General features: G+C 37.6%; 11 protein-coding genes and 1 pseudogene. 10 read left to right on the top strand and 2 right to left on the bottom strand.

Annotation, left to right across the window (positions count from 1 at the left end; genetic code table 11):
* Positions 1–50 precede the first annotated feature (50 nt).
* The 10 genes from ACORHT_RS04805 (at position 51) to ACORHT_RS04850 (ending at position 11861) form a co-directional block, all read left to right on the top strand.
* Positions 51–548, top strand: coding sequence for a YkgJ family cysteine cluster protein (locus tag ACORHT_RS04805; protein ID WP_434350794.1), 498 nt, complete (start codon positions 51–53; stop codon positions 546–548).
* 207 nt (positions 549–755) lie between these two features.
* Positions 756–3239, top strand: a complete 2484-nt coding sequence (locus ACORHT_RS04810; protein WP_434350795.1) for an LPXTG cell wall anchor domain-containing protein — start codon at positions 756–758, stop codon at positions 3237–3239.
* Between the two features lie 267 nt (positions 3240–3506).
* Positions 3507–4556, top strand: a complete 1050-nt coding sequence (locus ACORHT_RS04815; RefSeq protein ID WP_434350825.1) for a glycosyltransferase — start codon at positions 3507–3509, stop codon at positions 4554–4556.
* Complete coding sequence (locus tag ACORHT_RS04820; protein ID WP_434350796.1) at positions 4553–5464, top strand: phosphodiester glycosidase family protein; 912 nt, start codon at positions 4553–4555, stop codon at positions 5462–5464. The genes ACORHT_RS04815 and ACORHT_RS04820 overlap by 4 nt, the downstream gene beginning before the upstream one ends.
* Entirely contained in the window at positions 5445–5891 is a 447-nt protein-coding gene (locus ACORHT_RS04825) for a hypothetical protein (protein WP_434350797.1), read from the top strand. Before ACORHT_RS04820 ends, ACORHT_RS04825 begins: the two co-directional genes overlap by 20 nt.
* A gap of 214 nt (positions 5892–6105) precedes the next feature.
* Positions 6106–8142 carry a glucosaminidase domain-containing protein gene (locus tag ACORHT_RS04830; protein WP_434350798.1) on the top strand — a complete coding sequence of 679 codons (2037 nt, stop codon included), beginning with the start codon at positions 6106–6108 and terminating at the stop codon, positions 8140–8142.
* A gap of 76 nt (positions 8143–8218) precedes the next feature.
* Entirely contained in the window at positions 8219–8545 is a 327-nt protein-coding gene (gene imm40, locus ACORHT_RS04835; protein ID WP_434350799.1) for an Imm40 family immunity protein, read from the top strand.
* Positions 8546–8677: 132 nt separating this feature from the next.
* Positions 8678–9529, top strand: coding sequence for a ribosome biogenesis GTPase YlqF (gene ylqF / locus ACORHT_RS04840; protein ID WP_434350800.1), 852 nt, complete (start codon positions 8678–8680; stop codon positions 9527–9529).
* A complete protein-coding gene (locus ACORHT_RS04845) occupies positions 9516–10295 on the top strand; it encodes a ribonuclease HII (RefSeq protein ID WP_434350801.1) in 780 nt (259 codons plus the stop codon). Before ylqF ends, ACORHT_RS04845 begins: the two co-directional genes overlap by 14 nt.
* Before the next feature lie 15 nt (positions 10296–10310).
* Positions 10311–11861 carry a chloride channel protein gene (locus tag ACORHT_RS04850; RefSeq protein ID WP_434350802.1) on the top strand — a complete coding sequence of 517 codons (1551 nt, stop codon included), beginning with the start codon at positions 10311–10313 and terminating at the stop codon, positions 11859–11861.
* A gap of 507 nt (positions 11862–12368) precedes the next feature.
* Here the strand turns inward: ACORHT_RS04850 and ACORHT_RS04855 are convergent.
* Positions 12369–12712: pseudogene (locus tag ACORHT_RS04855) on the bottom strand (transposase); the annotation flags it as partial.
* A 443-nt stretch (positions 12713–13155) separates the two neighbouring features.
* Positions 13156–13845, bottom strand: a complete 690-nt coding sequence (locus ACORHT_RS04860; RefSeq protein ID WP_434350803.1) for a hypothetical protein — start codon at positions 13843–13845, stop codon at positions 13156–13158.
* Between the last annotated feature and the right edge of the window lie 661 nt (positions 13846–14506).

Genomic DNA, 14506 nt, shown 5'->3' on the forward strand with positions numbered 1-14506 from the left:
ATGTATAAACTAAAAATATTTGTATCAACATTAAAAAATAGAAAGAAACTATGTCAAAAGAAATCGATATCGAATATTATCACCAACTAGCCTTGCAAAAACAAAAAGAGCATCGGAAGTTTTTAGGAAATCTGAAAAAGAAAGCACCTAAGAATTTGGATAAAATTTCCCTTGAAATCCATCAAGAAGTTTTTACTGAAATTGATTGTACAGCCTGCGCTAACTGTTGCAAGAGTCTTGGTCCAGACTTTAAAGAAGCAGATATCACACGTATCGCAAAATACTTTAAAATGAAATTGCCAGCCTTTGAATCTGAGTTTTTGCAAGTAGATGAAGATGGAGATAAGGTCTTCAAATCGATGCCCTGTCCATTTCTAGGAGGCGATAATCTCTGTTCCATCTACGATGTCCGTCCTAAAGCCTGTCGTGAATTTCCACATACTGACCGTAAGAAGATTTACCAAATCAATAATCTTACTATTAAAAATACTCTAACCTGCCCCGCAGCCTATCTCTTTGTTGAAAAGTTAAAAGAAAAAATCGAATGAAGGAGTCTTTATTCGGTTTTTTCTGTCTTTTATGATAGATTATTGGTGAATTTTACATATTTTTTCAAAAAAATATGTAAAATTTCTTAATTTATTAGATAATTGTTTGCAAACTAAGCGTTTACATAGTATAATGTACGTGAAAATAATATCAATGAATAGGATTTTGCTTATGCATGATCCCTTTCATATAAGGAGTAAAAGTGTATGAAAAAACTCACTAAATTTGGCATTATCACAATGTCTGTTTTTGCTCTAAATCTGGTATCACAATCAGTGGTTCAAGCTGATGAAACTAATAGCGAACCAGCAGAAACTTTAGTTGCTCCAGAGGTTCCGAATACAACAGGTTCGGAAAACTCTGCACCGGAAGACAATAATGTTGCAGAGGGAACTAGTAATGGTGAAGCTGCAACCACAGATAAAGATAAGCCAACCTGTCCTGCAGGGACTTTACCAGGCTCTAACCCGGGCGCTAGTTGCGAACCAGATGGTAGCAATATCATTGATGAAGGTGGTTTCGTCAATGTTGAAGGACTTCCAGCACATTTTAGTGAAGATGGTAAAAGTGTAGTCTACAATTACACTGTAGCCTTCAAAGAATTGCACTCAAGTGATCAAGGTCAAGCTGTTCGCGGTGTTCGTATCCGTATTCCTAAGATTTCAGGTGCAAAAGCTAATTTCACTTTGATCGGAACATATGATGCCAATGGAAATCCTGTAGATGTTAATGTTCCAATGAAAGAGGTTTCGTATGATGAACCTCTTGATGATGAAAGGGGGAATGTTCCAACTGCTGAGGAACTAGCAGCTGGTAAGAAACCTTCCGTTGTTAATATGAAGGATGCTGACGGTTATTCCCCTGATCCAGCCTTTCCTTCAGCTTATGGTGATACAGTTAATTTATATACTGTTGTTTCAAATACATTTAGATCAACAGCTTTTCGAGTTTCTGTGACCGTACCCTTGGAGGAAGCTAAGAAGATCAAGTACTTACCAATCGACGCGAGATTTGCTTGGAAATGTTCTCAAGATGGTGGTGGGTATGGTTCATATGAAGAAGGTTGCCAAAGTCTAGAAGAATATCATCGAATTCAACCATATTATCAAGACAACAATGGGGAAACGACTTATGGTGCTCTAGGTAATCCAAGTTTAGTAGATGATACTTATGTTCAGAATGACCATCTAATTAGGTCAGTTTCAAACCCAACTACTCATATCACACCAAATAACGGTGACTGGAAAACTATTCCTCATGATGTTAATATTAATCCTGAGACCTTCTTTAGTTATGTTAAAACGTTTACTTTGAAAGCCAATCCTGCTGTTAAATACTATGCTTCAGAATTTGAAGATATGGCTGACCAGGATGTTTCTACGCTTCACTATGGAGATGTAGTGGTGGATTATGTTATCAAGGGAACAAATCAATCTATCAAGGAAACTTATAAAGACACACCATTAACTTCTATTTATGGATCTGATGGAAATCTTGTGACCTATAATGCTGCTGAAAACGCAGATGAGCGTCCGTCTTCTATCACTGTAGATGGTAAAAAATACAATCTAGTTGGTGTTTCTTCAACATCTGCACCTGAAACAGGTCAGTTAAAAGAAGGTACAACTCATGTTATTTATGAGTATGAGAAAGAACCAGATCCAGAACCAACACCAGATCCAAAACCAACTCCTGATCCAGAGCCGACTCCTGATCCAGAGCCAACACCGGATCCAAAACCAACTCCAGATCCAAAACCAACTCCAGATCCAAAACCAACACCAGATCCAGAGCCAACTCCTGATCCAGAACCAACACCAGATCCAGAGCCAACTCCTGATCCAGAACCAACTCCTGATCCAAAACCAATACCAGATCCAGAACCAACTCCTGATCCAGAGCCAACACCAGATCCAGAACCAACTCCTGATCCAGAACCAACTCCAGATCCAAAACCAACTCCAGATCCAAAACCAACTCCTGATCCAGAGCCAAAACCTGATCCAGAACCAACTCCTGATCCAGAACCAACACCGGATCCAAAACCAACTCCAAATCCAGAGCCAACACCGGATCCAAAACCAACTCCAAATCCAGAGCCAACACCGGATCCAAAACCAACTCCTGATCCAAAACCAACTCCAGATCCAAAACCAACTCCAAATCCAGAGCCAACTCCAGATCCAGAGCCAACACCGGATCCAAAACCAACTCCTGATCCAAAACCAACACCAGATCCAAAACCAATACCAGATCCAAAACCAATACCAGATCCAGAACCAACACCGGATCCAAAACCAACTCCAAATCCAGAGCCAACACCGGATCCAGAACCAACTCCTGATCCAAAACCAACTCCAAAACCAACTCCAAATCCAGAGCCAACACCAGATCCAGAACCAACTCCGGATCCAAAACCAACTCCAAATCCAGAGCCAACACCAGATCCAGAACCAACTCCGGATCCAAAACCAACTCCAAATCCAGAGCCAACACCGGATCCAGAGCCAGCTCCCAAACCTGTTCAACCAGAAAATGTTCAATCTACTGAGCAAAAATCAGCTCCAGAAAAAGCTCAGTTACCAAATACAGGAACTTCTGATTCGCCATTAGCTATGAATCTTCTTGCTATTTTAGCTGGAATCTTTGGTATTTCACTTTTCAAAAAAAGTAAAAAATCAGAGAACTAAGTAAATAGTTTTAAAAAAAGTCATCCAAATTGGATGGCTTTTTAGTGTAGTCTCCTATATTTCTATAGTTAGAGTCTGTACCAAACAGATTTTATTTTTTGGATTTTGTATATTTATTTTTATCTGAAAATTCAAACCATATTTCTTATTAATTGATAAGTCTTTTCTTTAAGCTTAAAGTTTTTTAAACCTAATCTTAAAGAAAACTGATATAAGGTATCTTTAAGCGATGTTCTGTATAGTTATACCATCATCAAAGAAAGAGGTATCGATATGAACTACATAGTCATTCCAGCTTATCAACCAGATAAGCAACTTATCAAACTCATCGAAAAAATTCACGCAAAGAGTGATTTTCATATTCTAGTTATCGACGACGGCAGTTCATCAAAGTGCCAAAAAATCTTTGACAAAGCAGAACAATATGCTACTGTCATCCGTCACCAAGTGAACCAAGGTAAAGGGCAGGCTCTAAAAACAGCCTTTACTTATATCCAAGAACAAAACATTTATGGTACGGTTGTCACAGCAGATGCGGATGGACAGCACAAGGTATGGGATATTTTCCGCACGGCTAATAAAGCTTCCGAAAATCCAAACAAGCTAATCTTGGGTGTACGTGCCTTTTCAGGAAAAGTTCCCCTTCGTAGCCGTTTTGGTAACAGCTTAACCAAAGCTCTCTTTAAGCTTCAAACAGGAGTAGGAGTAACAGATACGCAAACAGGTCTTCGTGCTTTTACTACAAACTTGATACCGTTTATGCTTAAGATTGAAGGCCAACGTTATGAATATGAAATGAATATGTTGCTCGAAGCAACGAAAGAATACGAGATTTTAGAAGTTCCTATTGAAACTGTCTATATTAATGACAATGAGGCTTCACACTTCCGCCCAATCCAAGACGGGCTCATGATCTATAAAAATATTTTTAAATTTGCCTTGTCATCTCTCAGTAGCTTTCTTGTAGACTATCTTGTTTACGCCCTAGCAATCTTGATTTTGCCGACAGTTCCGACGAGTCTACGAATCTTTCTAGCAAACGGAGTCGCTCGTGTGACTAGCTCTATTTTTAACTATTCTACAAATAAAAAACTCGTCTTTAAAAACGACGATAGCCTTATGAAAACAGGGATGGGATACTTTGGATTAGCAGTCGGACTCTTTGTCTTAGACACGCTACTGATTCGTCTCTTCTTTACAGTCTTTGGTATCAACCCTCTGATCGCCAAAGTTATTGTCGGCATCCTTCTCTTTGCTGTCTCTTGGACAGTGCAGAAGAAATTCATCTTTAAGGAAAGGACATCAACTGTACTATGAAATTTTTAAAGAAACGCTACGCTTACGCCTCAGTTCTCGGCTTACTCTTGACAGGATCCTTTAGTTACTCAATGCTAAAGACCTTTGTCCTGGCTGAGACAATATCAACAGTCGCTACAACAAGCACAAGTTCTAATGCTGCAGCAGCAAGTCAAGATGCTAAGACAGCTACCGTCACAGACTCCAGTTATAAAGATGACAATATCTCCATTAATTTGACTGAAACGACTGTCAATAATACGCAAGTCTACGTTGCAGATATTACTCTGAGTTCATCAGATTATCTGAAAACTGCCTTTGCACAAAATGCCTATGGAACAAACGTAACTGCAAAAACCTCAGAGACCGCAGCTAATAACAATTCTATTTTAGCGGTAAATGGGGACTACTATGGTGCTAACTCTACAGGTTATGTTATCCGTAATGGAGTTGTTTATCGTGATACTGTTCGTGAAGATTCTAGTAATGGCGACTTAGCTATTTATAAAGACGGCTCTTTCAAGATTATTTACGAAGATCAGATCTCAGCTGAGCAACTAGTTAATGACGGTGTCGTCAATCTCTTGGCTTTTGGACCAGCCTTGGTCGAAAATGGTGAAATTGCAGTTGATACCAATACAGAAGTAGGACAAGCAATGGCTTCAAATCCTCGTACAGCTATTGGTATTATCGATGAAAACCACTATATCATCGTTGTTTCAGATGGACGTACATCAGAAAGTGAAGGACTCTCTCTTTATCAGCTAGCTGAGGTCATGAAATCTTATGGTGCAAAGACTGCCTACAATCTTGATGGCGGTGGATCATCTACACTTTATTTCAACGGTCAGGTTATCAATAAACCAACGACTGGTGGAAACAAAATTTCAGAAAGGGCGGTGAGTGACATTGTCTACATCGGTTACTAATTTTGGCAAAAAACGGTTTAAAAAAACAGTCATTTCTTATACACTAATCACTATTTTCTTCTTTGCATTTTCTAGAATTTATGAAGCTTTTAGTTTTGGAGAAATTTCTGTTCATATGCACTATTTATTTGCAGCACCTCTTGTAGGGGGAATTCTACTTGCAATCTTTCTCAAAGTTCTTCCACATTTCTCTCGTATCAGTCTAAATCTATGGAATTCGGCAGTAGCGATTATTACAGCGGGTACACTTTTCCGAGGAATTGTCAATCTTTCAGGACGCTCTACAACCTTGGATACACCCTACTGGTATGTTGGGATTGGTTTTGCAATACTAGCGATCGTCACTATTTTCATCAATCCAAACCTTTGGAATAATTCTACTAAAGCAACTAAAACAAAACGCAAAGAAGTCTATGGGCAGGCATAATGTTATAAAAAAGTAGTCGTTCAGCTGATGTTCGACTACTTTTTATTGACTTTTATTTCTAAAATATTTTAAAAATATTACAAGTTCTTTTCTTCTGAAAGATACTACTTTTATATTTAACAGAATATTGTATAATAAAATTGATAATTAGCGTTTTTAATACAATATCTAGGAAAAAGCAAATCCCAATCTTGGTATTTGTTAGGAGAAAAGAATGAAAAAAGTATTGCTGGCAAGTACGGTTGCCCTCTCTATGGCAGGTATTGCGAAAACGACTGTCTATGCTGAGGAATCTCAAGCTACCAATAAAGTTCAAACTTCTGAAAAGGCTACAGGAAGCCAAGCAGGAAATGACAATCTGAACCAAACTCAAAACAAGTCAGAAACAGTCGAGCCTCAAACTTCCCCAAAGCAAGAAACTACTAACACCAAGGAGCAGTCTTCGACAGAAGCAGTAGTAGAAGAGGTTAACAAAGACGGTTGGCAAAAAGAAAACAGTCAATGGCGCTATTATGAGAATAATAAGCCTGTTTTAAATTGGAAGAAGATAGCTGGTGTTTGGTATTATTTCAATCAAGAAGGCATCATGCTCAGTAATACTATTTTTAATGATTATCTGTTAAATAATAGCGGTGCTTTAGCAGAATCTTCTTGGGCAAAAATCGATAATCAATGGTATTATGCTACGGCGGAGGGAAAAGTTACTCGTGATAAATGGGAAAAAATTTCTGGAGTCTGGTATCGATTTAATCAAGAAGGCATCATGCTCAGTAATGCTATCCACAATGACTATTTGTTCAATAGTAGTGGAGCCTTAGCAGAAAATAGCTGGGTTAAAATTGGTGACAAATGGTATCATGGGAATCAAGAAGGAAAGATTTCTCGTGATAAATGGGAAAAAATCAAGAATGTCTGGTATTTCTTCAACAAAGATGGTAGCATGCTTAGTGAAACGATTTACAAAGACTATCTTTTCACTAAAGATGGGGCTCTAGCCGAATCCTCGTGGGTTAAAATTGCAGATAAGTGGTATTACGCCGACGTATCTGGTAAAATCACACGAAACAAATGGGAAAAAATTAAAAATAGCTGGTACCACTTTGATGCCGAAGGTGTAATGGAAAGCAGCACCTGGAAAAAGAAATACTATCTTAAAGATAGTGGAGCAATGGCTGAGAATGAATGGATCTTTGATAAGAAACACAATAGCTGGTTCTATATCAAAGCTGATGGTAGCTACGCTGAAAATCAGTGGCAGGGAGCTTACTATCTAAAACCTGGCGGCTATATGGCTAAGAATGAATGGATTTTTGATAAGGACTATGACGCTTGGTATTACCTCAAAGAAGATGGAGTTTATGTAACTGGGACTTTCAAAATCAAAGGTAAAGACTATTCTTTCCAAAGTAATGGAAAATGGATTTCTGATCCATCATCTTACTATAAGGTAGCTCCAATTACAGCTTATGTCTACAGCGCTTCAGGTGATAGACTCAGCTATATCTCACAAGGTAGCATTGTTTCAGTTACTGGAGCAGAAGCTCAAGGCGGTCGACTTCCAGTCAAAATCTCTGGCCTTTCAGGTTATATGAACAAGAATGATCTTGTAGCAGTTAGTTCTGCAAGTGACTTCATTCCTCACTATACTACGGATGGTAAATATCTCTACCACGAGTTATCACCTTATGCTAGTATTCGAGTTGCACCACATAGCTCGGCTATGACCATTGGTAAAAAGTATTATTCAGCTGATGGAGCTAACTTTGACAACTTTACAGTTGAAAATCCTTTCTTGTTTAGAGATTTAAGCAAACCAACTAATTATACAGCAGCAGAGTTGGATAAAATTTTCTCTATCATGAATATTCAAGGAAGTCGTTTGGCAGGTAAAGGTGCAGTCTTTAAAGAAGCGGAAGAACGTTATAAAATCAATGCCCTCTACTTGATTGCCCACAGTGCTCTAGAAAGTTCATGGGGACGTAGCCAGATTGCCAAGGATAAGAATAACTTCTTTGGTATTGCAGCCTATGATACAACACCATATGATTCAGCCAAAAGTTTTGACAATGTCGACAAGGGTATCTTAGGTGCAGCTAAATGGATTCGCGAGAATTATTATGATGAAGGTAGAACCCATCTTGGAAATAAAGCTTCCGGAATGAATGTCCTTTACGCATCAGACCCATATTGGGGAGAAAAGATTGCAAGTATTATGATGACAATCAACAGTAAGCTGGGCGAAAAAGACTAGAAATCATTAGAATCGATAACGACTGAAAAGTGGTTATCGATTTTGCTTATCAAGAGAAACTTGAGGACTTTTCATTATGAAGATGAATTTTGAACATATTCACAAAAGAGGAATAAATCTAAACCACTTAGGGATTAATGCATACGCTTATAGCTACTCAGTTATAACAGACTTACTTGCTATTGTCCAAGCGAATAATCTGACCATATTAGGTGGAGATGTTTTTTGCTACAAAAATGCTCAATTGACACATACTTATGACAATTGGCATTATGAGAAACAAGATTCGACTAGCGATTGTAGCAAATCCATTCTTCAAACAGAAAAGTATATAAGAGATTATGTAAAAAATCATGGTAAACACTATTATTTTTCAATCGTTTTAGAGGAACCAATAGACTGAATAGAGAGTCAAATAGGAGAAATCATGATATAATAGAAATTAGTGATTTATTTTAAAAAAATGCTATCTATTGCTTACTCGAGAAAATAAAAAAATAGATACAAATCCAATAAAAGAAAGGAATTTTACATTATGGCTATTATTCAATGGTTTCCTGGCCACATGTCCAAGGCAAGAAGACAGGTTCAGGAAAATTTAAAATTTGTTGATTTTGTGACGATTTTGGTGGATGCCCGCTTGCCCTTGTCTAGTCAAAATCCGATGTTAACTAAAATTGTAGGAGATAAACCAAGGCTCCTGATTTTAAACAAGGCAGATCTAGCAGACCCAATTCAAACGAAAGAATGGCGTCAGCACTTTGAATCACAAGGGATTCAAACCCTAGCTATTAACTCCAAAGAGCAGGTTACAGTTAAAGTTGTGACAGATGCAGCCAAAAAGCTTATGGCAGATAAGATTGCTCGTCAAAAAGAACGTGGTATTCAAATCGAAACTTTGCGAACTATGATTATCGGCATTCCAAATGCTGGAAAATCTACTCTTATGAACCGTTTAGCTGGTAAGAAAATTGCTGTAGTTGGTAACAAACCAGGTGTCACCAAGGGCCAACAATGGCTTAAAACCAATAAAGATTTGGAAATCTTGGATACTCCTGGTATTCTTTGGCCAAAATTCGAAGATGAAACGGTTGCCCTTAAACTCGCATTGACTGGAGCTATCAAAGACCAGTTGCTTCCGATGGATGAAGTGACGATTTTCGGTCTCAATTATTTTAAAACCCATTATCCTGAAAAGCTACAGGAACGTTTTAAACAAATGAATCTGGATGATGAAGCTCCTCAAATTATTATGGATATGACTCGTATCCTTGGTTTCCGTGATGATTACGATCGATTTTACAATCTCTTTGTCAAGGAAGTTCGTGATGGAAAACTGGGTAATTACACCTTAGATACATTGGATGATCTCAATGGCAACGATTAAAGAAATAAAAGAAGCATTAGCAAAGATAACTGAACTTGAAAGTCCCTTGTTCAAGGAATTTGAAAAAGATTCTCGTTCAGGTGTCCAAAAAGAAATTCAAAAGCGGAAAAAAGCCCTTCAAGCTGACATTGATGAAAATCTCCGCTTAGAAGCCATGCTTAGCTATGAAAAAGAGCTTTACGTTCAGGGGATTAACCTAATTGCAGGTGTAGATGAGGTTGGACGTGGTCCGCTAGCTGGTCCAGTGGTGGCTGCTGCAGTGATTTTACCTCAAAATTGTAAGATTAAAGGCTTGAATGACAGCAAAAAAATTCCTAAGAAAAAACACGAGGAGATTTTTCAGGCTGTCAAAGAGAATGCCCTAGCAATCGGTATCGGGATTATGGACAATCATGTCATTGACCAAGTCAATATCTACGAAGCGACAAAACTAGCCATGAATGACGCTGTTTCGCAACTTCACCCACAACCTCAACACCTCTTGATTGATGCTATGAAATTGGATTTGCCGATTTCTCAGACATCCATTATTAAGGGTGATGCTAATTCACTCTCTATTGCAGCAGCATCTATCGTTGCGAAGGTTACAAGAGATAAGATCATGGCTAACTATGACCAAGAATTTCCAGGCTATGATTTTGCTCAAAATGCTGGCTATGGAACTGCTAAGCATCTAGAAGGAATTGAAAAGCACGGTGTCACACCTATTCATCGCACCAGTTTTGAACCGATTAAAACGATCGTTTCAGAAACTAGTAAAAGATAATTAAAGGAGAGAATTATGGAGGAACAGTCGGAAATACTTAGTTCCAAGAAAGAATTTGCCTTCGCGTCCAGTACGATCTTAGCTCAAGTAGGGCGAGGTATTATTGTTGGATTAGTCGTAGGACTTATTGTAGGATCATTTCGATTTTTGATCGAAAAAGGCTTTCATATCGTTCAAGGATTTTATCAAGACCAAGAGAATCTGATACGGAATCTATTGATCATTTTATTGTTTTATATCCTCATTTGCTTACTTAGTGCCAAATTAACACGCTCAGAAAAAGATATCAAAGGTTCTGGTATTCCTCAAGTTGAAGCGGAGTTAAAAGGTCTCATGTCTCTCAATTGGTGGAGTATCCTCTGGAAGAAATACATTCTAGGTATTTTGGCCATTGCGAGTGGGCTTATGCTCGGTCGTGAAGGTCCCAGTATTCAGCTAGGTGCCGCTGGAGGTAAAGGGATTGCTAAGTGGCTTAAGTCTAGTCCTGTCGAGGAGAGATCTTTGATTGCTAGCGGAGCTGCTGCTGGACTTGCTGCAGCCTTTAATGCACCGATTGCGGGGTTATTATTTGTAGTAGAAGAAGTCTATCACCATTTTTCAAGATTTTTCTGGGTTTCTACCTTGGCAGCCAGTCTAGTAGCAAACTTTGTTTCCCTTCTGATCTTTGGCTTAACACCTGTACTTGATATGCCGGACAATATTCCTCTCATGAATTTGAGCCAATATTGGATTTATCTGGTGATGGGAATTTTTCTAGGACTCTCAGGTTTTCTCTATGAAAAAGCCGTTCTTAACGTTGGAAAAGTATATGATTGGATTGGTCAAAAGATTCATCTGGATAAGGCCTATTATCCGATTCTAGCCTTTCTTCTTATCATTCCAGTAGGAATATTCCTGCCACAGATACTTGGTGGAGGCAATCAGATTGTCTTATCCTTAACAGAACAGGATTTTAGTTTTCAAATTCTCTTGGCTTACTTTATTATTCGCTTTATCTGGAGTATGATCAGTTATGGTAGTGGACTGCCAGGTGGTATTTTCTTGCCAATTTTAGCTTTAGGCTCCTTACTTGGTGCCCTGGTAGGTGTTATTTGTGTCAATCTTGGCCTTGTTACCCAGCAGCAATTTCCTATCTTTGTGATTCTTGGAATGAGTGGTTATTTTGGGGCTATCTCAAAAGCACCTTTGACAGCTATGATACTTGTAACTGAAATGGTTGGTGACATCCGAAATCTCATGCCTTTAGGCATGGTGACTTTAGTTTCCTATATTATCATGGATCTGCTCAAAGGAGCGCCTGTCTATGAAGCCATGCTGGAAAAAATGTTACCTGAAACCGCAAGTGACGACGGAGAAGTTACCCTTATTGAAATTCCAGTTTCAGATAAAATAGCAGGTAAACAAGTACATGAACTCAATTTACCACATAACGTACTTATCACAACCCAAGTTCATAACGGAAAAAGTAAGACAGTTAATGGATCTACAAGGATGTATCTAGGTGATATGATTCACCTAGTTATTCCAAAAAGTGAAATTGGGAAAGTAAAAGATTTGTTGTTGTAGGATTGGTTATTTACATAACTTATATTATGTCTCGTATATGGTTGGTCTAAAATTAGTAATTAAAATGATAGACCGAGTCATATGAATCAAAACTCGATTCCTAAATAATGGTATCGAGTTTTTATATTTTATTCTAATAAACTGTAGAAGCTTTAGAAATTTTTAAGTCAATAAATCAATGATCAATAATTCAGTTAGCCAATCTAGACGTTTTTTAGAAAACTAAAAGTTTATGTACAATTGACTTAACGTGAGCTAAACTATTGATACAACTGAATTAGAAGCATAAAGTACATTCTTTAAGGAGTGTACTTTATTTTTATTTTGTACATTATTTTGAAGTGTTATTTTGTATATTTTCTAGTTCATAACATCATCTGATTTAAGGAATTGATTTGTACATTTTTACTCTAATAGGTGCCAGAAGAAGTAGTGGTTCAATTGTACATTTTTTGCTACTCATTTAAGGTCTTATTGATAGTAAGATATAGATTTTTACTCGTGGTGCTAGTCAATCTCAAAGTATGTCAGATTATAAGTCAGTACAATTTGCTCCATTCTCAACTGCAATCCTGTTAAGCCTCTAGCTAGCTAGTGTTTGTTCGACATCAAAAAAAGCACAAAGTTCTGAAAATCGAGTTTCAATAGTCCGTCTCATAGCCATTAGTTTCCAATGATTATGTTGATTAGCTCTTGCCATATTTTTGACGTAAAGGCGTCCAAGGATGGTAACCTTTCTGTTTCAACTGTTCTCTGAGTTCATAGCTAAGATAAGCTAAATCAGCTAAAACATAGGGTTGAGAACAATTTTCTAGTAAGTCATCAACTGCCCTAATATCATGTTTAGAAGCACCGAATCAATCAAGAAGGATCACCCAGAGGTTCCAGCATTTGAAGAATATGACGAGCTACTTGAAGCAATCAAAAAATCCCTATAAAGGGATTTTTTTATACCTATAATACCTTGTGCAAAATAGTCGTATATATCAAAATCAGAGTCACGTTACCTACTATTAGACCAAAAGTCGCAAGCAAGGTCTTTGCTGTACCCGGCTTAAAATCTGCACTAATCAAATATGGCCAAAAGCATACCATTGGAAAAACGGCTACTAACACGCATACATAGGTAGGAAAGCTTGTCGTCTCTAACCAGTGACCCCATGAAGGTATCACTATTTTGCTTATAGTGAAAAGTATGCATATAAGGTGGACCACTAGAAGATAAATAGCATACTTTGTCTTACTTAGTACTTTTTTCTTTTTCATTTTGCCTAATTATCCCTGCCAAATTCTTCTATCGCTCTGCTGCAATATTAGAACTAAAATTAAAATTAACTATATCATTATTCGAATCAAGGTCTAAATTCATAAAATAATGATTCCAAAAGAATTCATTGTTACCTGCTCCCCACTGCACGCCATAATGACCCAAATATTCATCTCTTGGCTCGCTTGGAGTCAGCCATATTTTTTTCCCAAATACTTTCGTGAACTCGTTTTCGTCAAGCTTCTTTAGCAAATCTATACCATCTATATTATATGAAACTCCATATTTTTTGGAAACAGCTGTGCACTCAGAATTGAAGCGAACCTGCGTAACTACACAGTCCTTCAGCTCCGTACTCTTCCTCTTATCTCCGTAAACACCTATACATCCGAGAACTACATTCTTCTTTACAAGAAGATAGGTAGATCTCGTAACTGCTGAGTCATATGACTTAAAGCCGTTTGGTACGCTAACCCCAGCTCCTTGGTATTTAGTATAGCTTCCCGTTGTCAAAAGCTCGTTATAATTAGGATAATCATGTCTACCATTTGAAACATAAATTTCAAATCCCTTGTCTATCAAATCCGAAATCTTAGTCTCTGTAAGATGAATTTCAGTTCCGTCAATTTTAAGTGGAGGTGCGTTATCAGGTAGACCTATAATTATATATACAAACATCAAAAACACGAATATCATAAGTACTGCAACGATACTCATCCAAGATTTCCCGGTTCTCCTTCGTGCATTGAAAAGCGACATTATAGAAGGCGTGATTATAGCAGCACCAATTGGCGCCGCCCCCCCCATGACGGAACATGCTCATGACCTTAAAGGCAATTACAGCGCTAATTAGGATTAAAATTATGTGCACTGCATACTCTCCTACGCTTAGCTTACTCGTCCTAGTCTGATTATTTGCTGGGGCATCGTACACTGGAACACCGTTCTCAAAGGTGTTCTTCATTCTAAAACGCAGCCAAAACAATATTCCAATTAACACAAATGCCAAGAACACTAGCATTCCGATAAAAACTAATTTTTCCATCTGTAATCTTTTCTCTGACCTAATTATCGTCCATCAAAATTCATATCTAGTCTACCACATTTTGAAATTGTTTTACAATATTTACATACTTGTGCACGAATCAAAAATGTATACAAGCTTTTCAGAGTATTTATTCTTTACACCTCTTTTCCGCTATGTTAAAATTGTATTAAGTTTAATACTTGTTTTATTCTAAACGTGCGCATCATTTTAGCGCAAAAAACAAATTTAATTCCGTTGTTTCTGTAGTTAACTTTTTTATCGAAGTAATTCAGGAGTCCTATATTCAATATTAGGATGCATTAATCAAAGAGGTAACATCAGTAGAATCCG

Origin of the sequence: Streptococcus sp. KHUD_014, assembly GCF_051106275.1 — a bacterium.
In the GTDB taxonomy this organism is placed as follows: domain Bacteria; phylum Bacillota; class Bacilli; order Lactobacillales; family Streptococcaceae; genus Streptococcus.

What these genes read in the sequence shown, in the direction of transcription:
- ACORHT_RS04805 (WP_434350794.1), top strand. Translation starts at nt 51, where the DNA reads ATGTCAAAAGAAATCGATATCGAATATTATCACCAACTAGCCTTGCAA.
- ACORHT_RS04810 (WP_434350795.1), top strand. Translation starts at nt 756, where the DNA reads ATGAAAAAACTCACTAAATTTGGCATTATCACAATGTCTGTTTTTGCT.
- ACORHT_RS04820 (WP_434350796.1), top strand. Translation starts at nt 4,553, where the DNA reads ATGAAATTTTTAAAGAAACGCTACGCTTACGCCTCAGTTCTCGGCTTA.
- ACORHT_RS04830 (WP_434350798.1), top strand. Translation starts at nt 6,106, where the DNA reads ATGAAAAAAGTATTGCTGGCAAGTACGGTTGCCCTCTCTATGGCAGGT.
- imm40 (WP_434350799.1), top strand. Translation starts at nt 8,219, where the DNA reads ATGAAGATGAATTTTGAACATATTCACAAAAGAGGAATAAATCTAAAC.
- ylqF (WP_434350800.1), top strand. Translation starts at nt 8,678, where the DNA reads ATGGCTATTATTCAATGGTTTCCTGGCCACATGTCCAAGGCAAGAAGA.
- ACORHT_RS04845 (WP_434350801.1), top strand. Translation starts at nt 9,516, where the DNA reads ATGGCAACGATTAAAGAAATAAAAGAAGCATTAGCAAAGATAACTGAA.
- ACORHT_RS04850 (WP_434350802.1), top strand. Translation starts at nt 10,311, where the DNA reads ATGGAGGAACAGTCGGAAATACTTAGTTCCAAGAAAGAATTTGCCTTC.
- ACORHT_RS04860 (WP_434350803.1), bottom strand. Translation starts at nt 13,845, where the DNA reads ATGAGTATCGTTGCAGTACTTATGATATTCGTGTTTTTGATGTTTGTA.